Annotated in this window: 20 protein-coding genes and 1 pseudogene; 3 read left to right on the top strand and 18 right to left on the bottom strand. The window is 69.7% G+C overall.

The annotated features are described in order from the left end of the window. The first annotated feature begins 151 nt into the window (after positions 1-151). Together ACWIF2_RS19655 and ACWIF2_RS19650 are read left to right on the top strand one after the other, a co-directional pair. A complete protein-coding gene (locus ACWIF2_RS19655) occupies positions 152-1561 on the top strand; it encodes a prolyl oligopeptidase family serine peptidase (RefSeq protein WP_454361797.1) in 1410 nt (469 codons plus the stop codon). 64 nt (positions 1562-1625) lie between these two features. Next, positions 1626-2489 carry a poly(ethylene terephthalate) hydrolase family protein gene (locus ACWIF2_RS19650; protein WP_454361796.1) on the top strand — a complete coding sequence of 288 codons (864 nt, stop codon included), beginning with the start codon at positions 1626-1628 and terminating at the stop codon, positions 2487-2489. 25 nt (positions 2490-2514) lie between these two features. On the opposite strand, the gene ACWIF2_RS19645 is transcribed toward ACWIF2_RS19650, so the two are convergent. Continuing rightward, on the bottom strand, positions 2515-3669 hold the full coding sequence (locus ACWIF2_RS19645) for a right-handed parallel beta-helix repeat-containing protein (RefSeq protein WP_454361794.1): 1155 nt from the start codon (positions 3667-3669) through the stop codon (positions 2515-2517). A 248-nt stretch (positions 3670-3917) separates the two neighbouring features. Between ACWIF2_RS19645 and ACWIF2_RS19640 the strand changes: the two genes are divergently transcribed. Further along, positions 3918-6125: a family 43 glycosylhydrolase gene (locus tag ACWIF2_RS19640; RefSeq protein ID WP_454361792.1), complete on the top strand. Its 2208-nt coding sequence runs from the start codon at positions 3918-3920 to the stop codon at positions 6123-6125. A gap of 3 nt (positions 6126-6128) precedes the next feature. Here ACWIF2_RS19640 and ACWIF2_RS19635 read toward each other — a convergent pair whose 3' ends face one another. The 17 genes and pseudogenes from ACWIF2_RS19635 to ACWIF2_RS19555 all read right to left on the bottom strand — a co-directional run. Beyond that, positions 6129-7286, bottom strand: a complete 1158-nt coding sequence (locus tag ACWIF2_RS19635) for a dienelactone hydrolase family protein (protein WP_454361791.1) — start codon at positions 7284-7286, stop codon at positions 6129-6131. Next, positions 7273-7647, bottom strand: coding sequence for a hypothetical protein (locus ACWIF2_RS19630; protein WP_454361789.1), 375 nt, complete (start codon positions 7645-7647; stop codon positions 7273-7275). The genes ACWIF2_RS19635 and ACWIF2_RS19630 overlap by 14 nt, the downstream gene beginning before the upstream one ends. Continuing rightward, complete coding sequence (locus tag ACWIF2_RS19625) at positions 7640-8758, bottom strand: pectinesterase family protein (RefSeq protein WP_454361787.1); 1119 nt, start codon at positions 8756-8758, stop codon at positions 7640-7642. Before ACWIF2_RS19625 ends, ACWIF2_RS19630 begins: the two co-directional genes overlap by 8 nt. Positions 8759-8879: 121 nt before the next feature. Further along, entirely contained in the window at positions 8880-10190 is a 1311-nt protein-coding gene (locus tag ACWIF2_RS19620) for a pectate lyase family protein (RefSeq protein ID WP_454361785.1), read from the bottom strand. 33 nt (positions 10191-10223) lie between these two features. Further along, positions 10224-11021 carry a rhamnogalacturonan acetylesterase gene (locus tag ACWIF2_RS19615; RefSeq protein WP_454361800.1) on the bottom strand — a complete coding sequence of 266 codons (798 nt, stop codon included), beginning with the start codon at positions 11019-11021 and terminating at the stop codon, positions 10224-10226. Positions 11022-11124: 103 nt separating this feature from the next. Further along, positions 11125-12474 carry an ABC transporter substrate-binding protein gene (locus tag ACWIF2_RS19610; protein WP_454361783.1) on the bottom strand — a complete coding sequence of 450 codons (1350 nt, stop codon included), beginning with the start codon at positions 12472-12474 and terminating at the stop codon, positions 11125-11127. Positions 12475-12743: 269 nt separating this feature from the next. After that, positions 12744-14144: pseudogene (locus ACWIF2_RS19605) on the bottom strand (pectinesterase family protein); the annotation flags it as partial. Between the two features lie 34 nt (positions 14145-14178). Further along, positions 14179-15687: a family 43 glycosylhydrolase gene (locus tag ACWIF2_RS19600; protein ID WP_454361781.1), complete on the bottom strand. Its 1509-nt coding sequence runs from the start codon at positions 15685-15687 to the stop codon at positions 14179-14181. Beyond that, positions 15684-16529: a DUF6807 domain-containing protein gene (locus tag ACWIF2_RS19595; RefSeq protein ID WP_454361779.1), complete on the bottom strand. Its 846-nt coding sequence runs from the start codon at positions 16527-16529 to the stop codon at positions 15684-15686. The genes ACWIF2_RS19600 and ACWIF2_RS19595 overlap by 4 nt, the downstream gene beginning before the upstream one ends. Beyond that, positions 16526-17707: a Gfo/Idh/MocA family protein gene (locus tag ACWIF2_RS19590; protein ID WP_454361799.1), complete on the bottom strand. Its 1182-nt coding sequence runs from the start codon at positions 17705-17707 to the stop codon at positions 16526-16528. The genes ACWIF2_RS19595 and ACWIF2_RS19590 overlap by 4 nt, the downstream gene beginning before the upstream one ends. Before the next feature lie 32 nt (positions 17708-17739). Next, complete coding sequence (locus ACWIF2_RS19585) at positions 17740-19011, bottom strand: pectate lyase family protein (RefSeq protein ID WP_454361777.1); 1272 nt, start codon at positions 19009-19011, stop codon at positions 17740-17742. A gap of 11 nt (positions 19012-19022) precedes the next feature. Beyond that, positions 19023-19919 (bottom strand): carbohydrate ABC transporter permease, encoded by an 897-nt coding sequence (locus ACWIF2_RS19580; protein ID WP_454361775.1) that lies wholly within the window; start codon positions 19917-19919, stop codon positions 19023-19025. After that, positions 19916-20851, bottom strand: coding sequence for a carbohydrate ABC transporter permease (locus ACWIF2_RS19575; RefSeq protein ID WP_454361774.1), 936 nt, complete (start codon positions 20849-20851; stop codon positions 19916-19918). Before ACWIF2_RS19575 ends, ACWIF2_RS19580 begins: the two co-directional genes overlap by 4 nt. 161 nt (positions 20852-21012) lie before the next feature. Then, positions 21013-22743 carry an L-arabinonate dehydratase gene (gene araD, locus ACWIF2_RS19570; RefSeq protein ID WP_454361772.1) on the bottom strand — a complete coding sequence of 577 codons (1731 nt, stop codon included), beginning with the start codon at positions 22741-22743 and terminating at the stop codon, positions 21013-21015. Beyond that, positions 22740-23651 (bottom strand): dihydrodipicolinate synthase family protein, encoded by a 912-nt coding sequence (locus ACWIF2_RS19565; RefSeq protein WP_454361770.1) that lies wholly within the window; start codon positions 23649-23651, stop codon positions 22740-22742. The genes araD and ACWIF2_RS19565 overlap by 4 nt, the downstream gene beginning before the upstream one ends. Then, on the bottom strand, positions 23648-24307 hold the full coding sequence (locus ACWIF2_RS19560) for a GntR family transcriptional regulator (protein ID WP_454361768.1): 660 nt from the start codon (positions 24305-24307) through the stop codon (positions 23648-23650). The genes ACWIF2_RS19565 and ACWIF2_RS19560 overlap by 4 nt, the downstream gene beginning before the upstream one ends. A 121-nt stretch (positions 24308-24428) precedes the next feature. After that, on the bottom strand, positions 24429-25205 hold a 777-nt coding region (locus ACWIF2_RS19555), incomplete at its 5' end, for a tetratricopeptide repeat protein (RefSeq protein WP_454361766.1).

The raw sequence follows: 25205 nt of genomic DNA, 5'->3' as shown, positions 1-25205 counted from the left end.
TCGTCGTGCCAGTAGGGCACGCCCGCTTGAATTGATGCGCGTATCGCATGGACAGATCTCGGTTTGATGCTGGACAGGGATCCGGTGGTGCTCCGAAACTCTCGCGTAACACCTCGGCCCGCCCCCAGTTCGATGACCGAGACGAGGACCCATGAGATCGATCCCCAGACGTACGGTGCTCGCCGTCACCGCGGGTGCTGTCGCGGCGCCGACCGTGGGCACGTCGGCCACGGCAGCCCCGTCCGAAGGACGGCAAGCGGCCTCCGGACCCAACCCGGTCCTGCGGACGGACCTCCTCACGCAGGTGACACCGAGGAACAACTGGCTGGTGACAGCGGTCGCCATCCAGTACGCGCACCGCATCGACTTACGCGGCGGTACGGTCCCGCCCACCGCCTTCAAGGTGCAGGCCACCGTGGGCGGAAAGACAGCGGCTCGTACGGTGACTCGGATCTACTCCCACACCTCCGCCGCAGTGGACGACCGCTCCCACCCCGGCCGACCGGGGAACCACCTGATCATCGAGCTCGATCCGAACGACGCCAACGCAAGGGCGGTCGGCACCACCGATCCCCTTCCGCTCGACCGCGCCTACTCCGTCAGACAGCTGGCGGACCTGCGCACCCCGGACGGTGAACCAGTCCTCGAGGCAGGTCCGTTCGCGCACCGCAACGACGACGTCATCACTCCCGTTGTAGACGACTTCGCCGCCGGTTCCTTCACCGACTCCGCAGGCTTCGAACTGGACTTCCGGCTGCACCAGCCCGCGGGATTCCTGCGGAACCCGCAGACCCGCACCCGGTACCCGCTCGTCCTCACCCTGCACGGCGGTGGCGAAGTCGCGGACAACAATATGACCCAGCTGACCTCCAACCGGATCGCGGTCACGTTCGCCAAACCGGAACGACAGCGGCGCAACCCCGCGTTCGTCCTCTCTCCGCAGATCCCCCTGCCCCGTCCCATGGACGGACCCGACGGCACGGACTGGACCGACGCGAAGGTCCAGGCCGCGCTGATCGAACTCATCGACACCTTCGTGCGCGAGCACTCGGGCCACGTGGACACCGACCGGCTCTATCTGGTCGGCTTGTCCTCGGGCGGTCGCGGCATCTACAGCCTGCTGGCCGCGCGCCCCGACGTGTTCGCCGCTGCCCTGCCCACGGCCGGCTGGGGCGACGCGGCCGCCATGGACAGGATCACGCACATCCCGATCTGGGCCGACCACTCGGTCGACGACCCGATCGTCCCCTACCGGGAGGGCCGGTTCGGCAACCCCGGCACCTGGACCCTGATGAACGCGCTCGAGACCGCCGGTGCGCGGGTCACCCGTGGGGAGTGGGCCAACGACCTGCCGAAGGCACAGTTCGAGGCCCGGTCACGGGCCCTCCTACGGCAGGCCCGGGCCACGCGGAGCCACGTGCTGTTCACGAGCTACACGGCCGGAACGACACCGGTGAGCCCCCACCTGTCATGGGCCCAGACGTACGAGAACGACGTGGTCATCGACTGGCTCTTCGCGCAGTCCCGTCAGCCGGCCGCTCTCAACGCCTTCCGGAGGTAGAGCAATGCGTCCCCGCAGTCGTTCCACCCACACCCGCGCGCCGTTACGGACCCGATCCCGTCCCATGACGGCGCTGATCGCCTGGGCGACCACCATCGGCTTGGCGCTGACCATGCTGACGGCCACCGCCGCGCCGGCAACCGCCGTCGGCATCCCGGGCCCGACGACCGCCTCCCTGGAGGCCGCCGACGGGCCGCTGACCACCGCCACCTACACCGTTGCCCGCCCGAACGGGTACGGCTCGGGCACGGTCACCCATCCCACGGCCAGGGGCTCGTACCCGGGCGTCGTGCTGATGCCGGGCTACCAGGGCACCCAGCAGAACCTGCGATGGCTGGCAACCCGCCTCGCTTCCTGGGGCTTCGTCGTCATCAACGTCGGAACGAAGACACTCACCGACGATCCCGAATCGCGCGGCCGCCAGATCAGCGCCGCCGGCACCCAGTTGCTCGCGCTCGGCAAAACCCCCGGCAACCCGCTGTCGGGGAAGCTCAACGGCACCCTGGGCGCGGCCGGTCACTCGATGGGCGGCGGGGGCGTCATGGCGGCCCTCCGGGACGACCCGCGCTTCCGGGCGGGCGTGCCGACCGCCCCGTACCACCCGAACGGGAACTTCTCCTCGGTCACCGAGCCCACCTTCTTCCTGACCTGTCAGAGCGACCCCGTCGCCCACGGCGACACCTTCGCGGTGCCCTGGTACAACTCCATGTCCCGGGCCGAGAAGCTGTACATCGAGGTACCGGGCGACCATCTGTGCCCGATGACGGGCTACGGCGACAAGGCCAAGCAGGGCAAGTGGATCGTGTCGTTCTTCAGCCTCTGGCTGCGTACCGACACCCGCTTCAGCCCGTTCCTGTGCGGTCCCGCTCGTGACGCCGACAAGAACGACACCTCCCTGGTCACCCGCTGGATGGACACCTGCCGGTGACCGACCATTCGAGGAGACACGGCGCCTAGTCCATCGTCGACCCGATGGTCATGGAGCCGGTCGTCAGGAACGTCGTCGCGGGGAGGGCGCCGTCCGCCCCGCGGGCGGCGTACACGGTTTTCGCGTCCGTCGACCTGAAGGGCGGGGTGGCGACGCCGCTGTCCCAGTTGTTGCCTGCGGAGACCGTCGAGGAACCCCGCTTCACCGGGCCGCCCTTGTCCTTGACGGCGAGGTTCTTGCCGAGGCGGGCCTTGCCGGTGGCGAAGTAGAAGCCGTTCTGGGCGTTGGCGTACGCGGTGTTGCGGTTCAGGGCGACGGCGCCGGTGTTGGAATTCTCGGTGAAGCCGTGCAGCGTGTTGTCCCAGGCCGCGTTGTTGTTGACGACGTGGGCGACGGAGGCGCCCCCGCCGCCCAGTTTGAAGCCGTTGCCGTTGCCCTCGAAGGCCGGGTCGTCCCAGCGGTTCTTCCCGTTGCCGAAGGCCCAGGAGTGGTCGAGGGTGACCGGCGAGGAGAACTGCCAGAGATCGAGGCCGTCGTCGGAGTTGTCGTACAGCCGGGCGCCGGTGATCTTGTTGCCCGTCCCGGAGCCGAACTTCACGGCGATGCCGTCGGCGTTCTGGCCGTGTCCTGCCGGGTCGTAGTTGCCGTGGCTGTCCAGGTTCTGCACGAGGTTGCCGGTCGTGCCGTCGCCGCGCAGGGTGAAGCCGGAGTCGCCGTTGCCGGCGGTGACCAGGTTCCTGAACACGCCGCCGGCCGAGGAGGTGGCGACGAAGCCCTGGGCCGGGGCGTTGACGAAGGCCAGGTCCTGGACGGTCCAGTAGTCGCCGTAGAGGCCGGCCAGCCAAGAGCCGGCGGGCAGTTTGGAGCCGTCGATGCGTACCTTCTCGCTGCCGTGGGGCCGCAGGGTGATGCGCGCGGAACTCGTGCCGTTCGCCGTGGACTTGAGGGTGGCGGCCGGGTAGTAGGTGCCGCCGCGGACCTGGATGACGGTGCCGGCGGTGGCGTTCCTCACGGCCGCTTCGAGCTGGGCCGCGGTGGAGACGGTGACCGCCGCCGAAGCGGCCAGCGCGCCGCCGCTCGACAGTCCGAGGTAGACGCCGCCCGCCCCCGCGGTCACTGCCACGGCCGCGGCGATGGTGAGTGTGCGGGTCCTGCGGTGACGTCCGGTGCTGAGCAGCACGGAGCGTTCCTTTCCTGGGGGATGAAGGACGAAAAGCGGTTCGGAGGGGCCCGCCCCGATCCGTTTCCGCCCAGCAGTCGCCGCCGTGCCGGGAAAGGGTTGCCGCCGTCACGTGCGCGGGTGTGCCCGGGTTCCGAAACTTTCGGAACCACCGGCCTCATGCACACCCGTTGACGCACTGCACCCGTCCGGTGAAACTCCGAGGGCCGATACCCAACAGAATCCCCCACACTCCGACAGGAAGTGTCATGCGCCCCCGCACGCTTCTGCTTCCGTTCCTGGCCCTGACCGGCCTTCTCCTGACCCTCCTCACGGCGCCGCCCAGCACCGCAGACCCCGGAGCACCACCCGTGAAGCATTCCAAGTACGCCGGCTATCTCTTCGCCTACTTCACGGGTGAGGGCACCGCCGACGGCGAGCAGATCCGCTACGCCCTGAGCCGGGGCAACGACGCGCTGCACTGGCGTGAGCTGAACGCCGGGAAGCCGGTCCTGACCTCGACGACCGGCGAGAAGGGGCTGCGCGACCCGTTCGTGATCCGCTCCCCGAAGGGCGACAAGTTCTATCTGATCGCCACCGACCTCAGGATGTACCAGAACTCCAGCGGGAGCTGGGACGACGTCCAGCGGCACGGCAGCAAGTCGATCATGGTCTGGGAGTCCACCGACCTGGTCAACTGGACCGACCAGCGCCTGGTGAAGGTCTCCCCGGACACCGCGGGCAACACCTGGGCCCCGGAGGCCTACTGGGACGACGAGCTCGGTGAGTACGTCGTCTTCTGGGCGTCGAAGCTGTACGCCGAGGACGACCCGGACCACAAGGGCGACACGTACAACAAGATGATGTACGCGACCACGAAGGACTTCCGCACCTTCAGCGAGCCGAAGGTCTGGAACGACCCCGGCTACTCGGTCATCGACTCCACGGTCGTGAAGTACAAGGACGAGTACTACCGCTACACCAAGGACGAGCGGGACCCCACCTCCTCCAGCCCCTGCTCGAAGTTCATCACCGGCGAGAAGTCCACCTCTCTGACCTCGACGAAGTACGACTTCGTGGCCGACTGCATCGGCAAGGGCGCGATGGACCGCGGTGAGGGCCCGACGGTGTTCAAGTCGAACACCGAGAAGAAGTGGTACCTGTTCATCGACGAGTACGGCGGCCGCGGCTATCTGCCGTTCGAGACCACCGACCTCGCCTCGGGCAAGTGGACCCCGTCCACGAACTACCAGCTCCCGCCGAGCCCCCGGCACGGCACGGTGCTCCCGGTGACGCAGCAGGAGTACGACCGGCTGCTGGCGGCCTACCCGTCCACCTCCACCTCGGTGATGGACGCGACGGCCAAGCACCAGAAGGGCTACTCGATCGTCACGGACAGCGCCTCGAAGGTCGTGCTGCCGATGGAGCCCAAGGCCGACCTGCGGGACCTCGCCCCGAAGCTCTGGGTGGGTGAGGGTGCCACGCTGAGCCCGAAGTCCGGTACGCGCCGCGACTTCCGCAAGCCGCAGAAGTACACGGTGACGGCCGCCGACGGGACGAAGCGCACCTGGACGGTAGAGGCGGTCCGCACCCGCAGCCCGCTGCTCCCCGGCCTCAACGCCGACCCCGACGTGCACTATCTCGACGGCAGATACTGGATCTACCCGACGACGGACGGCTTCCAGGGCTGGAGCGGCACCAAGTTCAAGGCGTACTCGTCGAAGGACCTGGTCAACTGGAAGGACCACGGCGTCATCGTCGACCTCGGGCCGGACGTGAGCTGGGCCGACAAGAACGCCTGGGCACCCGCGATCGCCGAGCGGAACGGCAAGTACTACTTCTACTTCTGCGCCGAGCAGCAGATCGGCGTGGCGGTGGCCGACTCCCCCGCCGGCCCCTTCAAGGACGCCCTCGGCAAGCCGCTGGTCGCCAAGGGCGGGGCGCTCAAGGGCCAGATGATCGACCCGGCGGTCTACACGGACGACGACGGGCAGGCTTACCTGTACTGGGGCAACGGGCACGGGTACGTGGTGCCGCTCAACGACGACATGGTGTCCTTCGACGCGTCGAAGGTGAAGGACATCACCCCGGACAACTTCCGCGAGGGCTCCTTCGTGATCAAGCGGAAGGGCACGTACTACTTCATGTGGTCGGAGGACGACACCCGCAGCGAGAACTACCACGTGGCGTACGCGACCGGTCCGTCCCCGCTCGGCCCGTGGACCAAGCGCGGGACGATCCTTCAGAAGCGGCCCGAGTACGGCATCCTCGGCACGGGTCACCACTCGGTGGTGAACACCCCCGGCACCGACGACTGGTACATGGTCTACCACCGCTTCGCCCTCAACGGCCCGGGCCTCCCGGGCGGCGACGGCATGCACCGCGAGACCACCGTCGACCGCATGGAGTTCGCGGCCGACGGCAGTATCAAGCCGGTGGTGCCGACACTGGAGGGGATACAGCCGGTACGGCGGTGAGTCTCACAGGACGTCGTCGAGCCAGCTGACGACCTCGTCCTGCATCGCGTGGGTGAAGACGTGGCCGAGCTCCGGCCACGTCTTCATCCGTATCCGCTCCTCCGCGTGGCGTGAGCGCCAGACGGCACGCAGCTTGTCGTAGGCGACCCGTACGCCCTCGGCGGGGAAGAGCGTGTCGAGGCCGCCGTTCATGAACAGCATCGGCCCAGGGGCGGCGATGCTCGCCACGTCGGGGATGTCGAGATGCCGGGCGAGCCCCGGGTGGAGCATGTGGAACGCCGACTGCCCGCGCAGCGTGTTGTTGCCGGGCACCATCATCTCCTTCAGGCCGGTCATCCAGCACACGCTCGCGGCGGCCGCGATGTGGTCGCTGAGGGCGGCGGTCTGCCAGGCGCGGTAGGCGCCCATGGAGAAGCCGACGGCCGCGACCCGACGGGCGTCCACCCGGTCGAGCCCCGCCAGGAAGGCGGCGGCCCGCTGGTCCTCCCGGGCCATGAGCCCGGCGAGCGAGGAGCCGAGGTTGAAGAAGTTGGAGGCCAGCGCCTGCTGCTGCTCGTAGACAAGGGGCCCGCGGTCGCCCCAGCCGAGGGCGTCCACGCACAGCACCACATAGCCCCGCCGGGCCAGTTCGTCGCCGACGAAGCGCCCACTGAAGTACTTGTCCGCCCAAGCCTGAGCGGAGGCGAGACGCGTGTCGTCGTACCAGGACCGGACGAGCTTCTCCTTCCCGATGTCGAACCTGGATCCGTGGTCGTGCAGGAGCAGCACAGCGGGGAAGGGCCCCTCGCCGTGCGGGGTGAGCAGGGCGCCGCGCACGCGCTCATACCGGGTGAGGGAGACAGTCACCAACTCGCCTGTGTAGTCCTGCGTGTGGCGCCGCCCGGTGTACTCCGGCGCGAACGGCACCCGGTCCTGCCGCTCCACGAGGAGGTGCTCCTCGACCGTGGCCCGGGCGGCACGCCGCCAGGCGCGGAAGTCGCGGATCGGGGACCTGCCCCAGGCGAGCGGGAAGGTCAGGGCGTCCTTCAGCGTGGGGTGGAAGTCGGGCAGCGGCCCGTCCACGACCGCCGCCTCCGCCCCGCTCACCGCTCCCCCGGCCAGCAGCGCCGAACCCGCTCCGACCACGAACGTCCGCCGTCCGAGCCGCTCATGGGCGTCCATACGGCCTCCCGGCTCCGGCATGCCGCAGCACGTACCGCTCGACCGCCGCCGGGGAGGCGTGGGCGCGGTAGTCGTAGACATCGGCGGGGTCCCAGCCGGCATCGCTCCCGAGACCGAGACCGCTCGCCACGTCGTTCAGCCGGGCGGGCCGGCCGTTGAACCACGAGCCGGTGTCATGGAACCGCTCGCCGCCGTAGTCCGCGTCGAACCGGCTGTCGGAGACGGTGACGAAGTCGGAGCCGTCCTCGATGTCCAGCAGCCCGTCATGTCGCTGGACGCGCTCGCCGTGGAAGCCGAGGGGCGCCTCGCGGTCGGGGAAGCAGTCCTGCTCGCCGAGCAGGAACGCCGCGGCCCTATGCACAGGGTCGCCAGTCGCCGAGATACATCTGCCTGGTGTGCGAAGCGGCTTGCGCCCGGGTGAGCTGGGGCCGGTTCTCCGGAACGGACACGACGGCACCGGGCCCGGTGTTGCGGTACTCGGTGAACCGCATCGACTGCCAGGGGTAGCCGCTCGCCATGTTCGTGTAGGGCGCGACCGCGTCGATGCCCGGGCCGAGCCGGCTGTCCCGGACGGTGAGCATCGGGCGGGCGGTGGTGTCGGAGCTGGGCACCCAGGGCCGGGCCAGCTTGAAGTGGCCGTCGGGGGCCTCGCTGCTGACGCGGCTCCTGGTCACCAGGTAGCCGAGGGGGTTGGCGCCGGCCGTGGAGGGGGCGAAGACAAAGCCGTACGGGGCGGCCGGCAGGTCGGTGCGGTTCAGGGTCCGGAAGTGGCAGTGCTCGAAGACGGCGGTGGCCCGGCCGAAGACGAAGTCGACATCGCCCTCGGCGTAGCAGTGGGCGAAGTACTGGCGGGCGAAGGTGCCCAGTGCCATGGAGTCGGCGTACAGGGTGTCCTGGTGGCCGAGGAACCGGCAGTGGTGGAAGGCGGACCGGTCGCCCTGGGCCTTGAGGGCGACGGCCTGGGTGCCGGTGATGTCGGGGTGGTCGGCGCGCAGCCAGTCGTTGGCGAAGGTGATCCAGCGGGCGGTGAAGCCGTCGGCCTGCACAGTGGTGGTGGCGGAGCCGGTGGTGCCGTGGGTGCCGCCGCCGGGCTTCGGGGTCCCGGCCGCGTTGTCGTACACGATCACGACGTCACGGGGTTCCTCGCTCGCCCCGATCCAGGTCATCTCCGTACGGGCGGGGTCGACGGCGACGGTCTGCCGGTAGACGCCCGGGGCGATGACCAGGGTGTAGCCGGTCCCGGTCGCGGCGGCCACGGCGTCCCGGACGGTGGTGAAGTCACCGGCGCCGCCGGGGTGGACGTACAGGGTCTTGGGGTCACGGCGGGCGGCCGGTGACCCGTACCGGCCGAACGGACGCGGACGGGTACCGGCCCGCGCGGGGCCGGCGGCGAGGCCGAGGGCGGCGCCCGCTGCGGCGCTCGCGACGAGGAATCCCCGGCGGGAGAGGGAACGGTGGGGTTGCGAGAGCATGCGGCTGCTCCTTCGCGGTACGGCGGGTGCGGGATGAGGAGGGGAAGGCCGGGGCGGGCGCACCCCGGGGCAAGGGGTGCGATGCGGGCCGCCCCGGCCTGTTCGGGAGGGGCTGGTCAGGTCAGCGCAGGCGGCCGGCGCCCGCGCCGGCGTTGACGATGCCCGGGACCGCCTTCGCAGGGTCGACACCGGCCCGCAGGGTCGGCGTCCAGCCGGCGCCCGACTGGAGCGTCTCCCCGGGGATCTCGGCGTTGTGCACGGCGATCAGGTCGACGGCCTTGCCGTTGACGTAGTTGGAACCGGCCGTGACCGGGGCCTCGTTCCACTTCTTGAGGATCTTCGCGGGGCTGATGCCCTGTGCGAGCGTGAACGCGTTGTGCTCGGCGACGAGCCGGGACTCCTTGCCGATGCCGTAGACGTAGCCCCACTTCTGGCCCTTGGTGACCACGAAGTGGTTGTTGTACGAGTCGACCTGCCCGAACCGCACGCGCGGCGCCCGCTCGACGATGCCCTCGAAGCGGTTGTGGTGCAGCGTGACCTTCAGCTTGCCCGTGTCGTCGGCGGTGGCACTGTCGCTGTTGCCGATCAGCATGGTCTTGTCGTGGTCCTTGAACGAGTTCCAGGACACGGTCACATGGTTCGAGCCGCGCACGACGTCGGCGAGCCCGTCGTGCTGCTGGTAGGTCTTGCCGAAGTAGGACGGCAGGGAGCTGTCGGGGTGGCGGCCGTCGGTCAGTGTGTTGTGGTCGATCCACACATGGGTGGAGCCGTAGACGACGACCCCGTCGTACTCGGAGTTCCAGGCGCCGGTCTTGTTGTCGTCGGTGGGGTCCCACTGCGGGAAGCAGTCGACCGGGGCCTCGATGGTCAGGTTGCGGACGATGACGTTGTCGACGCCCTTGATCTGGAGGCTGCCGCCGAGGATCCCGGAGTTCTTGCCCACGCCGATGATCGTGGTGTTGGCCGGCACGCTCGCCTTGATGGTCTTGTCCTGCTGGGCGGCGGACGCGGCCCGCAGGTCCTCCTGCGCACCGCTGACCGGCTTGTCGTGCCCCCAGACGGCGGGGTCATAGTCCGCGAGGTACTTCTGGAAGTCGTAGCCCTCGGCCTCGAACGCCTCGCAGCCCTGGGAGACGGCGTCGATCATTCCCCGCACCTTGATGATCCTGGGCGCGGAACCGCCGTCCTTCAGGGCGGCCTTGAACTGCTCCCAGGTGCTGACGGTGTAGACGTGCGCGGCGTCGGCGGCGGCACCGCCACTGGTGCCGGTGCCGTACGAACCCCACCCGTCATTCGCCCCGAGGGTCTGGCGAGCCGTGTCCCGCGCCTGGGCCTGCGCGCCGGTCCCGCTCAGGGACAGCACGAGCGCGGTGCACCCGACCAGGAGGGCGACTCTGTTAATGGCATGATCATGACACTTCTGAATCTTCATGGTGCGGCTCTCTTCCTTCTGCGTCGAGGGGTGTTACGCGGCGGCCTCGGGCCAGCTGATCCAGGACTCCGGGATCTCCGCCTCCAGCCGGCGCACATCGCGCGGCCCGAGCACCCGGGCCCGGAGCAGCTCCCGTGCCACGAGCCGGGCCACGGCGATCGCTCCCGGCGGATTGAAGTGCGTGTTGTCCTGCTCGGTCGCGGTCCAGTTGAAGTACGTCTTCGTCTCCTCGACCCCGAGCTCCTGCCACAGGGCGAGCGACAGCGCCTGAAGATCCAGCAACGCGACCCGCTCCTCGGCGGCCAGCGCCCGCATGGCCGCCGGATACTCACCGTGCGTCGGCACGGCCTTCCCACCCGCGTCGAACCTCCGCCGCTCGACGGCGGTGGCGAACACGGGCCGCGCGCCACGGGCCCGGGCACCGTCGACGTACATCCGCAGATAGTCCTGATACGTCGACCAGGGCTCGGTGTAGCGGGTGGGGTCTTCCGCCTTCTCGTCATTGTGAGCGAACTGAATGAGAAGGAAATCCCCGGGCTCGATGACATCGAGAATCGCATCGAGCCGCCCTTCATCCACAAAGCTCTTGGAACTCCGCCCGTTCACCGCGTGATTGGACACGGACCGAGAACGGTGAAGAAAGAACGGCAGTGCCATCCCCCACCCGGTCTCGGGCGCGGCGGCAGCATATTTCTGGGCGGCGGTGGAATCACCGGCGATGTAGAGGGTGCGGCTACGGTGCCCGGTGGCGAGTGCCGCATTGGCACCGGACAAGGCGAGAGGCACAGAGGCAACAGCGGCGACGGCAACCTGTCTTCGACTGAGAGACACCAAGACCAACTCCCTGTTCCTTGGGGGCGCGGGGAACTGCGCGACAAGCCAAGGGCGGCCCGCACCCTGCACTCCACAGGCCGCCCCACGGCGAATCCAGCAATCACCCGTTCTGCTGATCCCACTCCTCCTGAGCAGCGTTCAACTGCTCAGCCATCGTGTCCAGGAATTCCTTCGCACTCATCTTCCCCAGCAGCACCTTCTGGAAGTTGGGCTCATTGTCAGCCTTGGAAATCGTGTTCCAGTCAGGCAGGTAGTACGGCAGCTGCACAATCGTGGTCGACCCGTCCGACAACGCGTCAGCGGCCAGCTTCGTAGGCTCGGCCTTCGAAATCCACGCATCCGACGCCGCATCCGTGTTCGCCGGCACCTGCCCCGCCGCCTCGTTGAACCGCGAGTTCTCCGCCTTGGACGTGGCGAACTCGATGAACTTCCAGGCCGCTTCCTTGTTCTTTCCGCTCTTGAACAGCCCCAGCCCATCAACCGGGTTGGACACCTGCACCCGCTTGCCACCCGCACCCACCGGCTGCGGAATACCCCGGAACTTCTCGACCCCCAGCGCCTTCACATGGTCCTGGTACGACCCGAGGTTGTGGTTCAGCATCCCGATCGTGCCGGAGTCCCACTGCGCGACCATCTTCGTGAAGTCGTTGTTGAGGTCGGCCGCCGGAGTGACCTTCTTGTACAGCGCCGCGTACTTCTCCAGCGCCGCCACGTTCTTCGGGTCGTTGACCGTGGTCTTGTCACCACTGGAGTCCCAGAACGATGTGATCCCGGACTGCCCGTACATCGCGTCCAGCGCCTGGGCGATGGACCCGGAGCCACCGCGAATGGTGTAGCCGAACTCGTTCTTGCCCTTGTTCGTGAGCTTGTCCGCGGCCTCGTAGAACCGCTCCCACGTCGTGGGCTCCTCCAGGCCCGCCTTCTCGAACAGGTCGGTGCGGTAATACAGCACACCGTTGTTCGCGGAGGTCGGAATCGAGTACAGCTTGTCGTCGCCACCGCCGGCCGCCTTCAGCGACTCGACCATGTCCTTGTTGAGCTTGCCGTTCAGCGAGGACTCGCCGAGCCGCTCGTCCAGCGGCTCCAGTGCGCCCTGCGCGGCGAACCCGGCGAGCATCGCCGCGCCCACACCGCCGACGTCCGGCAGACCGCCGCCCTGGAGGGCCGTGTCGACCTTGGACTGGTACTCGGTGGCGGCGATCCCGACGTACTCGACCTTGATGTCCGGGTTGGCCTTCTCGAAGTCGGCGATGATCTTCTTCCAGATCTCGGTGCGGACACCGCCGTTGTTGTCCCAGAAGACGATCTCGCCCTTGCCGCTCCCCTCGGAACCCTTGTCACCGCTCGCCCCGCTGCCGTCGTCGCCGCAAGCGGTGACGGTCAGGGCGAGCGCGGCGCCGAGTGCGACGGCCGTGGCGGCGCGCCTGCTTCTGCGAATGCTGATCTTCATTGGTCGGCTCTCTTCTTCTGGATCCAACTGGCTGTGAGAACGTGCTGCGAAGGTGCGGGGGGTCAGTGGTGGCGGGCGTACGGAGCCCAGCCGTCCGTGCCCTTGAGGTAGTGCGCGACGGTGTGGGTCCGTGCGTCCGCGTCGCCCATCTGCGAAGCAGGAATCCGAGTCAGCGATGACCGGAGCCTTGCCTACGGTGAGGTCAGGCCAACAGCGTGTCCTGGTTGCACCTACCCGCTGGCCATGGGGGCGTCTCATCGGGGCGCTCCCATGGCCAGCGCCTGCTTGCTGCCCAGCTCGTGCGCGGCCTCGTCGAAGTCGTTGCTGAAGGTGAGGTTGCGTGCGGTGACGTCGTTCGCGGCGATGCGGACGGTGGCGCTCCCCGTCGAACCCTTTTGTGCGGCGGGCGTGTCGAAGACGATGACCGTGTCGGAGCGATCGCGTCCGGTCCCCCGCAGCACAAGCTGTGGCTTGTTCGCGGGGATGTACACCTTCTCGCGGTAGGTGCCCGGCGCGACGGCGATGGTCACCGGGGTGTCGTTGCCGTCGGGCACGGCGTCCACGGCGGACTGCAGGGTCGGGTAGTCGGCCGGTACGTTCAGCTCGACCGGGCCGCCGACCCGCTGCTGCGGCCCCGAGAACCTCTTCACCAGTGCGGGCACGGCGGCGGCCGGGTCGAGGCGGTAGGCGTAGAACTCGCGGGGGTCGAACGCCGTGCCCCAGGCGTCGTGGCGGCCCGTGGTGTTCCGCAGGATCGACCCGCGCTGCACCAGTTCGGCGGTGGCGTCGGCCTGGTAGGGGTGCTGGACGCCGTCGTAGTAGCTGTTCTCGATGACCATCTTCGTCCGGCCGCGTGACCAGTTCCCGTAGGTCCACACCGGGTCGCCGTCGGAGAGCTGCGAGGACAGGTAGTTGTTGTAGAGGTGCGCGTAGGCGCAGTTGTCGGCGGACGGGTTGCGCTGCTTGGTGCCGGTGAACCAGTTGTGGTCGACCGTGATCTGCGTCTTGACGTTCGGCGTCCAGCCGATGCCGAAGGTCTTGTTGTTGTTCGTGAACCGGTTGTAGGAGACGGTGACGTACTCGCTGTCCTTGCGGATGTCGAGCTGGCCGTCGCAGATCCGCGAGAACCGTATGTGGTCGATCCACACATGGTGGGCGGTGTCGAGACGGATGCCGTCGTAGTCGGTGTCCTTGCAGTCCCAGTTGCCCTCGATGGCGGTGTCGCGGATCGTGAGGTTGCGGATGATGACGTTGTGCGTGCCGGGGTCGAGAGTGAAGCCGCCGTGCACGATCTCGGCGGTGTCGCTGACGCCGATGATGGTCTTGTCCGAGGTGACGGGTATCTCCGTGCCGAACGGGTCCATCTTCAGGGCGCCCTTGACGCGGATGACGTAGGGCTCCTCGGCCGCCGCGTACTTCGCCAGCGCGGCCTGGTCGGTGACGGTGACGACCTTGCCGCCCGCGCCGCCGGTGGTGCCGCCGGCGAGGGAGGCGAAGCCGTGGGGGCGGTCGGTCCAGCGGTCGGCGGCGGGCACGGCCTCGTAGGCCGGCGGCGCGGCCTGGGCGTCCCCCATCGCCCCGAGGCTCAGCGTGGCGACGAGGCCGAGCACGGCGGCCACGACCTTGCCGTGCCCCGGTCTCGACAAGCGCTTGCTACGGAAGTGCGTCATTGCGGCTCCCAACAGGCGTACGACGGCGGGTGCGTTACGAGGGGCTGATCCGGAACCGGGTGAAGGTCGCCGCGCCGGCGTGTCCCTGGCCGGTGGGCGCGAGGGCGAAGAGGCCGAGCAGGGCGCCGACCCAGCGCCACGGGGTGGCGGCGAAGACCGGGCCCGAGGGCCGGAAGCCGTCGCCGGTGTCGGCCGAGAAGCGGCAGCGTGCGCCCGTGCCGGTCTCGATCCGCAGCCGGGCCCGGCCCTCGGGCGCGAGCCGCGGGTGGGCGGCGTCGCGCTCGGCGTCCGCGACCCCCTCGGCGAACCGGTGCACGAGGTGCGCGGTCCCGTCGGTGCCCCGCTGGAGGCCGATCCAGCCGAACGCGTCCCCGAGGACCGCGAGTCCGGCGCGGGCCCCGGGCTCGTCGCTGTCGAGCCGCAGCTCCACCTCGACGGTGCTGGGCGCGCCCGGCAAGCGCTGGGTGAGCACACTGGGCAGCTTGCGCAGGTCGTGGGCGTCGGCCGAGCGGACGCAGGTCAGCCTGAGCCCGTCCCCGGAGTGCTGGGTGGCCCAGCCGTCGCCCGGGTTGGCCGTCCACTGCCACTGGCGGCCGTACCGTCCGCCGGGGAAGTCGTCGTCGGTGGCGGGCGCGGCCGACGGTTGCGGCGGCAGGTCGGGCAGCTGGTGTACGGCGACGGGGGCGCAGTCGTCCCCGAGCACCGGCCAGCCGTCCTGGCCCCAGCGCATCGGCTGGAGGTGGACGACCCGGCCGTAGGCGCCGCGCTGCTGGAAGTGCAGGAACCAGTCCTCGCCGGTCGGGGTGCGCACCCAGCCGCCCTGGTGGGGGCCGTTGACGTCGGTGTCCTTCTGCTCCAGGACGATCTTCTCCTCGTACGGCCCGAAGAAGCCGCGCGAGCGGAAGGCGCCCTGCCAGCCGGTCTCGACGCTCCCGGCGGGGGCGAGGATCCAGTACCAGCCGTCGTGCTGGTACAGCTTGGGGCCTTCGAGGGTGAACCAGCCGGGTATGCGGTCGGCGTCGACGATCACCTTGCCCTCGTCGAGGAGTTCGGTGCCGTCGGGACGCATCCGGTGCCCGGTGAGGCGGTTCTTGACGCCGGAGCGGGACTTGGCCCAGGCGTGCACCAGATAAGCCTCGCCGGTCTCGTCGTCCCACAGGGGGCAGGGGTCGATCAGGCCCTTACCGGCCTTCAGCAGGTGCGGCCGGGTCCAGGGGCCCCTGATCTCGGGGGCGTTGATCTGGAAGATGCCCTGGTCGGGGTCGCCCCAGAAGATCCAGAAGCGTTCGTCGTGATGGCGGAGGGACGGGGCCCAGACGCCGCAGTCGTGCCGGGGCCGCTCGAAGGCCTCCGCCGGTTCGAGGCGTTCGAGGGCGTGGCCGACCAGGGTCCAGTTCACCAGGTCGCGGGAGTGGAGTAACGGCAGGCCGGGGGCGCGGCCGAAGCTGGAGGCGGTGAGGTAGAAGTCGTCGCCGACGCGGACGACGTCCGGGTCCGACCAGTCGGCGTCGAGGATCGGGTTGCGGTAGGTCTCGGTGGTCACGGGCTCACCGCCTTGCGGACCAGGGCGGCCGCGGCGTCCCGGCCCAGTCGGCCGTCGGCGACGACGGTGACGACACGGCGGACGACGGTCTCGCCCGGCGGGATCGGCAGCCGCTCGTCGTGGGCCAGCGAGGAGCCGACCCCGGGGTACTCCCCGGTCCGTACGAACCACGGGTCGCGGCGGGTCTGTTCGGTGGCCCCGGCGAAGACCAGCGTCCAGCCGGAGCCGGCCAGGGCGAGCCAGTCGGCGCGTCTGCCGTGCGCCTCGGTCTCGCCCTCGCCGCCGGCGGTGAAGACGTCCGGCGGCGCGGCCTCCTTGCGGGCGCGCCAGAAGAAGCCGCCGTAGGCCGCGCCCGGGCGCCCGTTGGTCGCCGGGCTGCCGATCGACAGCGGGTCCTTGGTGACGTTGGTGAGGGAGAAGGTGAGGTCCAGGGCCCAGGCCTGATCGGTGAGTTCGGTGGCCGCGACCGTACGGCGCTCGCGCAGCAGCTCACCGCCCGGCGCCACCCAGCGCAGTTCCTCCACGAAGCCGTCCGGGTCGCGCAGCTGGAACGCGACGTGCCGCTGGGAGCCGTGGTTGTCCAGCTCGGTCGGGCCCTGGTCGCGGACGTAGGTGCGCCCGCCCCAGAAGTTGAACCCCTCGACGTCGGGAACGGCTACACCGACGCCGAGGTGGTGTGCGTGGTCGGCGGGGCTCAGCTCGGTGACCGCCGTACCGGACAGGGTGGTGACGGGATGCAGATAGGGGCGCGGGGAGAGCCGGACCGGCAGCTCGGGCCGGGTGACGTACCGGCCGACCGGCCGGCCCGCGACGCGCAGGACCGCGGTGTCGTTGCTGGTCATCGGGTGCTCACCTCGTTCGAGAAGTGCCCTCGCGCCCAGGGGGCGCCGAGTTCGGAGTAGAGGGAGAGGGTGTCGGCGGCGGCCGCGACGAGTCCGTCGATGCCGGGTACGACACGGCGGTTCTCGTCGGGGATCCGGTGCCAGGCGGTGTCCGGCAGCGGTGCCGGGTCGGGAGAAGTGCGGATGGCCTCCACGACCTTCATGAAGGCACCGGTCTCCTCCGGCGGGACCAGCAGGGCCGCGCCGGTGGTGAGGTGTGCGACGAGGTTCTCCAGCAGGTCGGTACGCCCGTGGTCGGACTCCTCCGGGCCGTGCCCCGCGCGCTGGAGCAGCACCCGGTCCTGCTTGTACCAGAAGGTGATCCGGCCGCTGCTGCCGTGCACCAGGACGTACGGCTCGTCCGACTCCTCGGCGCACAGAGTCGCGGCGACGGTCACCGGGTGGCCCTGCGCGGTGGTGATCCGGACGCAGGAGGTGTCGTCGGACTCGATGGCGTTGGCCCGCAGCAGCTCGGTCTCGATGCCGGTGACGTGCTCGGCACGGGTGCTGCCGCCCAGGGCGAGGGCGGTGGCGACGGCGTGAGCGAGGGGGTTGGTCAGCGCCCCGTCGATCACGTCGACGCCGTTCAGCCGCCGCCTGCCCGCCCAGGGGGCCCGCCGGAAGTAGTCCTCGTCGCGTACCCAGGCACCGGCCCCGCCGATCCCGACCAGCTTGCCGATCGCGCCCTCGGCGACCATCTCGCGGATGGCGGGCAGGGCGTGCGAGCCCAGCGACTGGAAGCCGATCTGGCAGACGACACCGGCCGCCGCGACCCCGTCGGCCATGCGGCGGAACTCCGCGTACGAGGGGGCGGGCGGCTTCTCCAGAAGGAGGTGCACGCCCCGCTCGGCCGCCGTGAGCGCCAGGTCGGTGTGGGTCGGGATCGGTGTGCAGATCACGGCGATCCTGGCGCCGGTGGAGTCCAGCAGGGCCCCGAAGTCGGCGGACTGCTCGGGCGTGCCGAGGTCGCCGAGTTCCTCCTCGGTCAGCGGTGTCAGCTCGCAGACGCCGACGAGCCGCACGATGCCCTGCTTCTGGAGCCGGCGGATGTTCTCGACGTGCCAGCGGCCGTGGCCCCTGGCGCCGGCGAGGACGACGGGCAGAGGCATTTTCATGGAGTCGTTCATGGAGTCGATCATGGCGTCGTTCATGGCGTCGATCATGCGACCGGTCACGGGATCCTCCCCGCTCCCGCGCCGCGGGCCACGGCCCGGTCGGCCGCCGCCGCGCCCTCGACCGGCCCGTGCAGGGTGGGGGTCCAGCCGACGTCGTCGGCCAGATCGCGCTCACTGCCCGAGTTGTAGGCGTTGTAGATGGCGAGCAGGTCGACCGGGTAGCCGTTGAAGAGGGTGCCGCTCTGATGCAGGGCGCTGCCGTTCCAGCTCTTGACCAGGTCGGCGACCTCCACATGGCCGGGGGCGTGGAAGGCGTTGTTCTCGGCGTGGATCCGCGATTCGGTGGAGACGCCGAAGGAGTAGCGGTAGTCGTCGTCGGTGATCTCGTAGCGGTTGTTGTAGACGTGCACCTGCCCGAAGCGGACGCGCGGGGCGCGCTGGACGACCGACTCGAACGCGTTGTGGTGCAGGGTGACCCGGAGCCTGCCCCGGTCGCCGGTGGCGGTGTCGCCGTTGCCGATGAGCATCGCCTTGTCGTGGTCGGCGAACCGGCTCCAGGAGACGGTCACGAGGTCGGAGCCGCCTGTGATGTCCAGCAGGCCGTCGTGGCGCAGGTAGTTGCGGGCGAAGTAGGTGGGTTCCTTGGCGTCCGGGTGCCCCTTGTCGGACGCGGTGACGTGGTCGATCCACACATGGGTGGCGCCGGTCAGCCAGATCGTGTCGTAGGCCGCCTTCCAGTCGCCGAGGCCGCCGGTGTTGGGCTGCCAGACGGGGAAGCAGTCATAGGCGTCGCGTACGTCGAGGTTGCGGATGATCACGTTGTCGGCGTTCTTCACCTGAAGGCTCGCGCCCTTCAGGACGGCCGAGTCGCCGAGGCCGACGATCGTGGTGTTGGAGCCGACGGGCAACACGATCCGCTCCGCCTGCCGGGCGGCTGAGGCCTGGCGGGCCTCCTCCTGCGGGCCGCCGGGCTTGGCGGAGCCCCAGGTGCGGGGATCGTAGGCGGCGAGGTACTTCTTCAGGCTGTAGCCGCCGCTGGCGTAGTCGGAGCAGTCCAGCCGGTCGCCGTCGTCGTCGGTGTTGGCGTCGACGGTCCCGGCGATCCTGATGATCTTCGGGGTGTCGCTGCCGCCGTCGAGGGCGCGGGCCAGCCCGGCGCGGTCGGTGACGGTGAAGACGTGCTCGGCGTCGGCGGCGGCGCCTCCGGTGGTGCCCGCGCCCTCGGCGGCCCAGCCGTCGTTCGCCGGCAGGGTGTCGCGGCTGATGTCCCGGTCCTCGGCGTGCGCGGGGACGCACAGCAGCCCCAACAGCCCGGCCGCTACGGCCATTTGTCTGAGTCTCATCCCTTCACCGCCCCCGCGCTGAAGCCGGTGATCAGCCACTTCTGGATGAAGGCGAACACGATCACGACCGGGACGGCCGCGATGATGCCGCCCGCCGCGAGGGCGCCCAGGTCGACGCTGTCCGCGCTCATCAGGGAGTTGAGGCCGACGGGGATCGTCTGCTTGTCCTGGTTGTTCAGGAACATCAGGGCGAACAGGAAGTGGTTCCAGGAGTGGACGAAGGCGAAGGAGCCGACGGCGATCAGGCCGGGCCGCAGCAGCGGCAGCACCACGATCCGGAAGGCCGTCATGCGGTTGCAGCCGTCCACCCAGGCCGCCTCCTCCAGGGAGTACGGCACGTTCTTGATGAAGTTGCTGATCAGGATCATCGACAGCGGTAGCTGGAAGACCGTCTCGGCGAGGATGACACTGCCCAGCGAGTTGATCATCTGGAGTTCGGCGAAAATCTCGAACAGCGGCACCAGCAGCAGCGCGCCCGGTACGAACTGGGAGCACAGCAGCGCCAGCATGAACGCCCGCTTGATCTTGAAGTCGAACCGGGCGAGGGCGTAGCCGCCGGCCAGCGCGACGAGCGTCGTCATGAGCAGGGTGGCGACGCCGACGAGCACGCTGTTGGTGAAGTAGGTGCCGAAGCTGCGTTCCGTCCACACCTTCTCGAAGTGCTCGAACGTCATCGGCCAGGGCACGAGCGAGGTCGAGCCGGCCGGGCGCAGCGAGAAGAGCAGGATCCAGTAGAAGGGGATGAGGGTGAAGACCAGGTAGATCCCCAGGGGCAGATAGACCTGCCAGCGGGGTGCCTCGTCCCAGGCGCGGTTCCTCTTCGTGGGCCGGGGCGGTTCGGGGGCGTCTCGCACGGGAGCGGGCGCCGCCTTGGTGGCTTCCTTGACGCTCACTTGTTGTCGCCTCCGAACTTGCTCAGCCGCAGATAGACCATCGAGCAGAAGAGCAGGATCACGAACGCGACCGTGGTCAGGGCGGACGCGTAGCCGAAGTTGTGGGCGTCGACCGAGGTGTTGGCGATGTACAGCGGGAGGGTCGTGGTCTCCCCCGCCGGGCCGCCGCCGGTCAGCGTGTAGAGCAGGTCGACGTTGTTGAACTCCCACACCGCGCGCAGCAGCGTGGACAGGATGATGGCGTCCTTCAGGTGCGGCAGCGTGATGTGCCAGAACTGCTTGATGCGGCTGGCCCCGTCGACCTCCGCGGCCTCGTACAGGTCCTTCGAGACGGACTGGAGGTCGGCGAGGATGAGGATCGCGAAGAACGGCACACCGCGCCACAGATCCGCCACGACCGCCGCCGGGAACACCGTGGAGGTGTCCGACAGCCAGCTCGTGCCGTAGGAGCCGATGCCCATGTCCGCGAGGTAACGGGTGATGCCCGTCTGGGAGTTGTAGAGCAGCACCCAGATCGCGGAGGTGAGCACGCCGGAGACGGCCCACGGGGAGAAGACCAGGGCGCGTCCCAGACCCCGGCCCACGAAGGTCTGGTTGACGATGAGGGCCAGCGCGAGACCGAAGAGCAGTTGGAGTCCGACCTCGACGACGACCCACTTGGCGCTGAAGACCAGCGTGTCCCAGAAGACCGGGTCCTTGGTGAAGGCGTGGACGAAGTTGTCGAAGCCCGCGTAGCCGTTCCGCCACGGCTTGGTGGGGTTGTAGTTCTGCAGGCTGTAGTAGAAGACGCTGATGACCGGGTAGGCGATGAAGCCCAGCATGAGCAGGGCGGCCGGGGCGATCAGCAGGTACGGGAGCCTGCGCGGCGTGGCGGAGGCCCGGCGCCGCCGGGGTGGCGCGGGCGGTTTCGCCACGGCTGCGGCTTGGGCCATGACAGGGTCTCCGATCTCGGTACGGTCGTACGGGAAGCGCTTTCTCGATGTGCGGGAGTCCGCCTGGAGTGCGCGGTACGTAGTGCCTCTTGCGGTGGTGTGGCGAGTGCGGACCTGTTGTGGTCTGTCGCGCAGTTCCCCGCGCCCCTGAGTGGGACTGGTCAACCGGCGTAGGGATCCGGGGCCTTGCCTGGCCTTGCCAAGAACTCGAAGTCGCAGCCTGTGTCGGCCTGGGTGATCTGGTCGTTGTACAGGGCCCCGTAACCGCGTTCGTAGCGGGTGGGCGGGGGAGCCCAGCCCTTGCGGCGGCTCTCCAGCTCCTCCTCGCTCACGTTGAGGTGGAGGGTCCGGGCCTCGACGTCGAGGGTGATGCTGTCGCCGGTGCGGACGAGGGCGAGCGGTCCGCCGACGTACGACTCGGGTGCCACGTGCAGCACGCACGCGCCGTAACTCGTCCCGCTCATCCGGGCGTCGGAGATCCGGACCATGTCGCGGACGCCCTGCTTGAGCAGGTAGTCGGGCAGCGGCAGCATCCCGTACTCGGGCATGCCCGGGCCGCCCTTGGGGCCGGCGCCCCGCAGCACGAGCACGTGCTCGGGGGTGATGCCGAGCGAGGGGTCGTTGATGGTGCGCTGCATCGTCTTGTAGTCGTCGAAGACGACTGCGGGCCCGGTGTGCTTGAGCAGGTGCCGCTCGGCGGCGATGTGCTTGATGACGGCGCCGTCCGGGCAGAGGTTGCCGCGCAGCACGGCGACTCCGCCCTCGGCGGCGACCGGGTTCTCGCGGCTGCGGATGACGTCGTCGTCGTGCACGACGGCGTCCCCGATCTGCTCTCCCAGGGTTCCGTTGACGGTCGGCCGCTCCAGGTGCAGCAGGTCGGTGATCCGCGAGAGGAAGGCGGGCAGACCGCCGGCGAAGTAGAAGTCCTCCATGAGGTACGTCTGTCCGCCGGGCCGGACGTTGGCGAGCACCGGCACGGTGCGGGCGATGCGGTCGAAGTCGTCGAGGGTGAGCTCGACCCGGCAGCGCCCCGCCATCGCGATCAGGTGGATGACGGCGTTGGTGGAGCCGCCGAGCCCGAGCACCGTGGTGACGGCGTCCTCGAAGGCCTCGCGGGTGAGGATCCGGGACGGCTTGAGCGCGGTCCAGGCGAGCTCCACGGCACGGCGCCCGGAGGCTGCGGCCATCCGCTCGTGCCCGGAGTCGACGGCCGGGATCGAGGACGCGCCCGGCAGTGTCATACCGAGGGCTTCCGCCGCCGCGGTCATCGTCGACGCGGTCCCCATGGTCATGCAGTGACCGGGTGAACGCGCCAGCCCGCCCTGCAGCTCCCTCAGTTCGCAGTCGGTCAGGTTGCCCGCGCGGTGCTCGTCCCAGTACTTCCACATGTCGGTGCCGGACCCGAGGGTCTCGCCGCGCCAGTGACCCGGCAGCATCGGCCCCGCCGGCGCGAAGATCGCCGGTACGTCGGCCGAGGCCGCGCCCATGAGCAGTGCGGGCGTCGACTTGTCGCAGCCGCCGAGCAGCACCGCCGCGTCGATCGGGTACGACCGCAGCAACTCCTCCGTCTCCATCGCGAGCAGGTTGCGGTAGAGCATCGGGGTCGGCTTCTGGTACGTCTCGGAGAGCGTGGCGACCGGGAACTCCAGCGGGAAGCCGCCGGCCTGCCACACGCCCCGTTTGACCGCCTCGGCGCGCTCGCGCAGATGGACGTGGCACGGATTGATGTCGGACCAGGTGTTCAGGACGGCGATCACCGGGCGGCCCCGGTACTCCTCCGCCTCGTAACCGAGCTGGCGCATACGGGCGTTGTGCGACCACGTACGAAGCTGGCCCTCGGCGCCGTACCACTGATGGCTCCTGAGCTCCTCGGGACGCAGTCTGCCGGTCATATCGACCACCCCGCGGCGATGGCGGCGACCTCGGCGCGCTCGCTCTGAGGCAGCGGCCTGCTCGGCGGGCGGACCTCGCGGCGGCACAGTCCGAGGGAGGCGAGGGCCTCCTTGACGACGGTGACGTTGTCGGCGGAGCCGTTGGCCGCGCGCAGTTCCTCGAAGCGGCGGATCTGCTCCCAGACCTTCATGGCGGCCGGGTAGTCGCCGGAGCGCAGCGCCTCGATCATGTTCAGGGAGACGGCGGGGGCGACGTTGACGAGCCCCGAGGTGAAGCCGGTGGCGCCCGCGGAGAAGTAGGAGGGCGCGTACGGCTCGGCGAGCCCCGCCACCCACACGAACCGCTCAAGGCCGGCGTCACGGGCGAAGGCCGCGAACCTGGCGGCGTCCGGGACGGCGTACTTCACGCCGATGACGTTCGGGCAGGCGTCGGCGAGTTCGGCGAGCCGGGCGCCGGTGAGCTGCGGGTTGCGGACGTAGGGGACGACGCCCAGCTCGGGCACGGCCTCGGCGACGGCACGGTGGTAGTCGACCCAGCCGGCCTGGGAGACGTAGGGGTGGACGGGCTGGTGGACCATCACCATCTGGGCGCCGAGGTCACGGGCGTGCCGGGCCGAGGAGACCGCGGTGGGCACGTCGTGGCCGACCCCGACCAGGACGGCGGCCCGGTCCCCGGCCTCGTCCATGGTCAACTCGGTGACCAGACGGCGCTCTTCGGGGGTCAGGGCGTAGAACTCACCGGTGTTGCCGTTCGGGGTGAGGGTCGTGATGCCGCCGTCGAGCAGACGGCGCAGCAGGGCCCGGTAGGTGTCCCGCGCGACGGAGCCGTCCTCGGCGAACGGTGTCACCGGGATCGCCACCACGTCGGCCAGGGCCGCCCGCTGGGTCTCGAACGCCACGCTGCTCATTCCTGACCTTCCTGTTCCAGTCCCGCCTCGGGGAAGGCGCGCCGCACGAAGGACGCGATGTGGGCGTGCAGCGCACGGGCCGCGCCTTCGCCGTCACCCTCGAGGGCGAGCCGCAGGATCTCCCGGTGCTCGCCGGCCTCCCGCTCCCAGGAGGGCGAGGCGGCCCAGGCGACGGCGGAGACCAGGGCGGCCTGGTCGCGGACCTCGTCGAGCATCCGGCCGAGCAGCGGGTTGCCGCACGGCAGATACAGGGCGCGGTGGAACTCCCGGTTGGCGAGGGAGCGTTCGGCGGTGTCGATGGCCGCGTCGGCCCTGGTCAGCGCCTCACGGGCGGCGTCCAGGGAGGCCCCGCGCTGTACGGCGCGCTTCAGCGCCTCGGGTTCCAGCAGCAGCCGTACGTCGTAGACCTCGCGCGCCATGTCCGCGTCCACCAGGCGCACTGTGACGCCCTTGTACTGGCTCATCACGACGAGCCCGGTCCCTGCGAGGGTCTTGAGCGCCTCGCGCACCGGGGTCTTCGACACCCCGAACTGTGCGGCGAGCTCGGTCTCGACCAGCGCCTGCCCCGGCGTCAACTGCCCGGTGAGGATGCGGTGTTTGATCCCCTCCAGCACGAACTGCGTGCGGGAGGGGATCGGCGTGGGCACAGAGGTCATGCGCGCCTCTCGGATCTCGCGTATCGCGTCTCATATATGACGTACGAAGTACGACGCGATGACGGTAGGAGGGCGCGTGTGGTTCGTCAATGCTTTCGACAGAGATGGTTGTCGGCGGACCTCATGCGCCGGTGTGCGCCAGGACCAGCCGGCGGCTGCGTCCCGCACGCTCGGCGAGGGTGCCGTCCGCGTCGGAGAGCTCGGCGAGGTAGTGCAGCAGGTCCGTCACCGCGTCGAAGTCCGGACCGCTGTCGAGGAACGACCCAATGGCCTCCGCGACGGTGTCCTCCGCATCCAGGAGCAGCACCCGGAACAGGGCGAAGTACCTGGTCGCGTCGTCGCCGGGGGCGTCGGCCGGGTGAGTCAGCAGGGCCGTCCACCGGTCTCGGCAGGTCTCCAGTCCCGATGTCACCGTGTCCAGCATGAGCTGTTCGAAGAGGACTCCGCGGTCGCCGGGTTCGGCCGCGATCGCCTGCTCGAGGTCCTGCCGGGCCAACGCGTAGTGGCCCGCTTCCCGCCGGGCGATCCCTCGGCGTTCGAGGGCCCAGGACAGATCAGGGTCGTGTTCCAGAGCGGCCGTGAAGTCGGCGACGGCCTCCTCGTGCCGGCCGGTCTGACGGTGGGCCTCCCCGCGTTCCGCCAGGGCCTCCACGAGGGTCGGGTCGTGTTCCAGCGCGGCGGTGAAGTCGGCGATCGCCTCGTCGAGACGGCCGGTCTCACGGTGTGTCTGACCACGCTCGGACAGAGCCCAGGTGGAGGCCGGATCGAGAGCCAGGGCCGCCGTGAAATCGGCCACCGCCTCCTCGAAACGCCCCGCCTGACGATGCGCCTGCCCACGGGACACCAGAGCCCACACATAGGCCGGATCAAGAGCCAGCGCCGCCGTGAAATCGGCCAC

The sequence above is a fragment of the Streptomyces sp. NPDC055506 genome (genome assembly GCF_053643595.1).
Note: the sequence above shows the minus strand (reverse complement) of the source record. Positions and strands in the feature narration are given on the sequence as shown.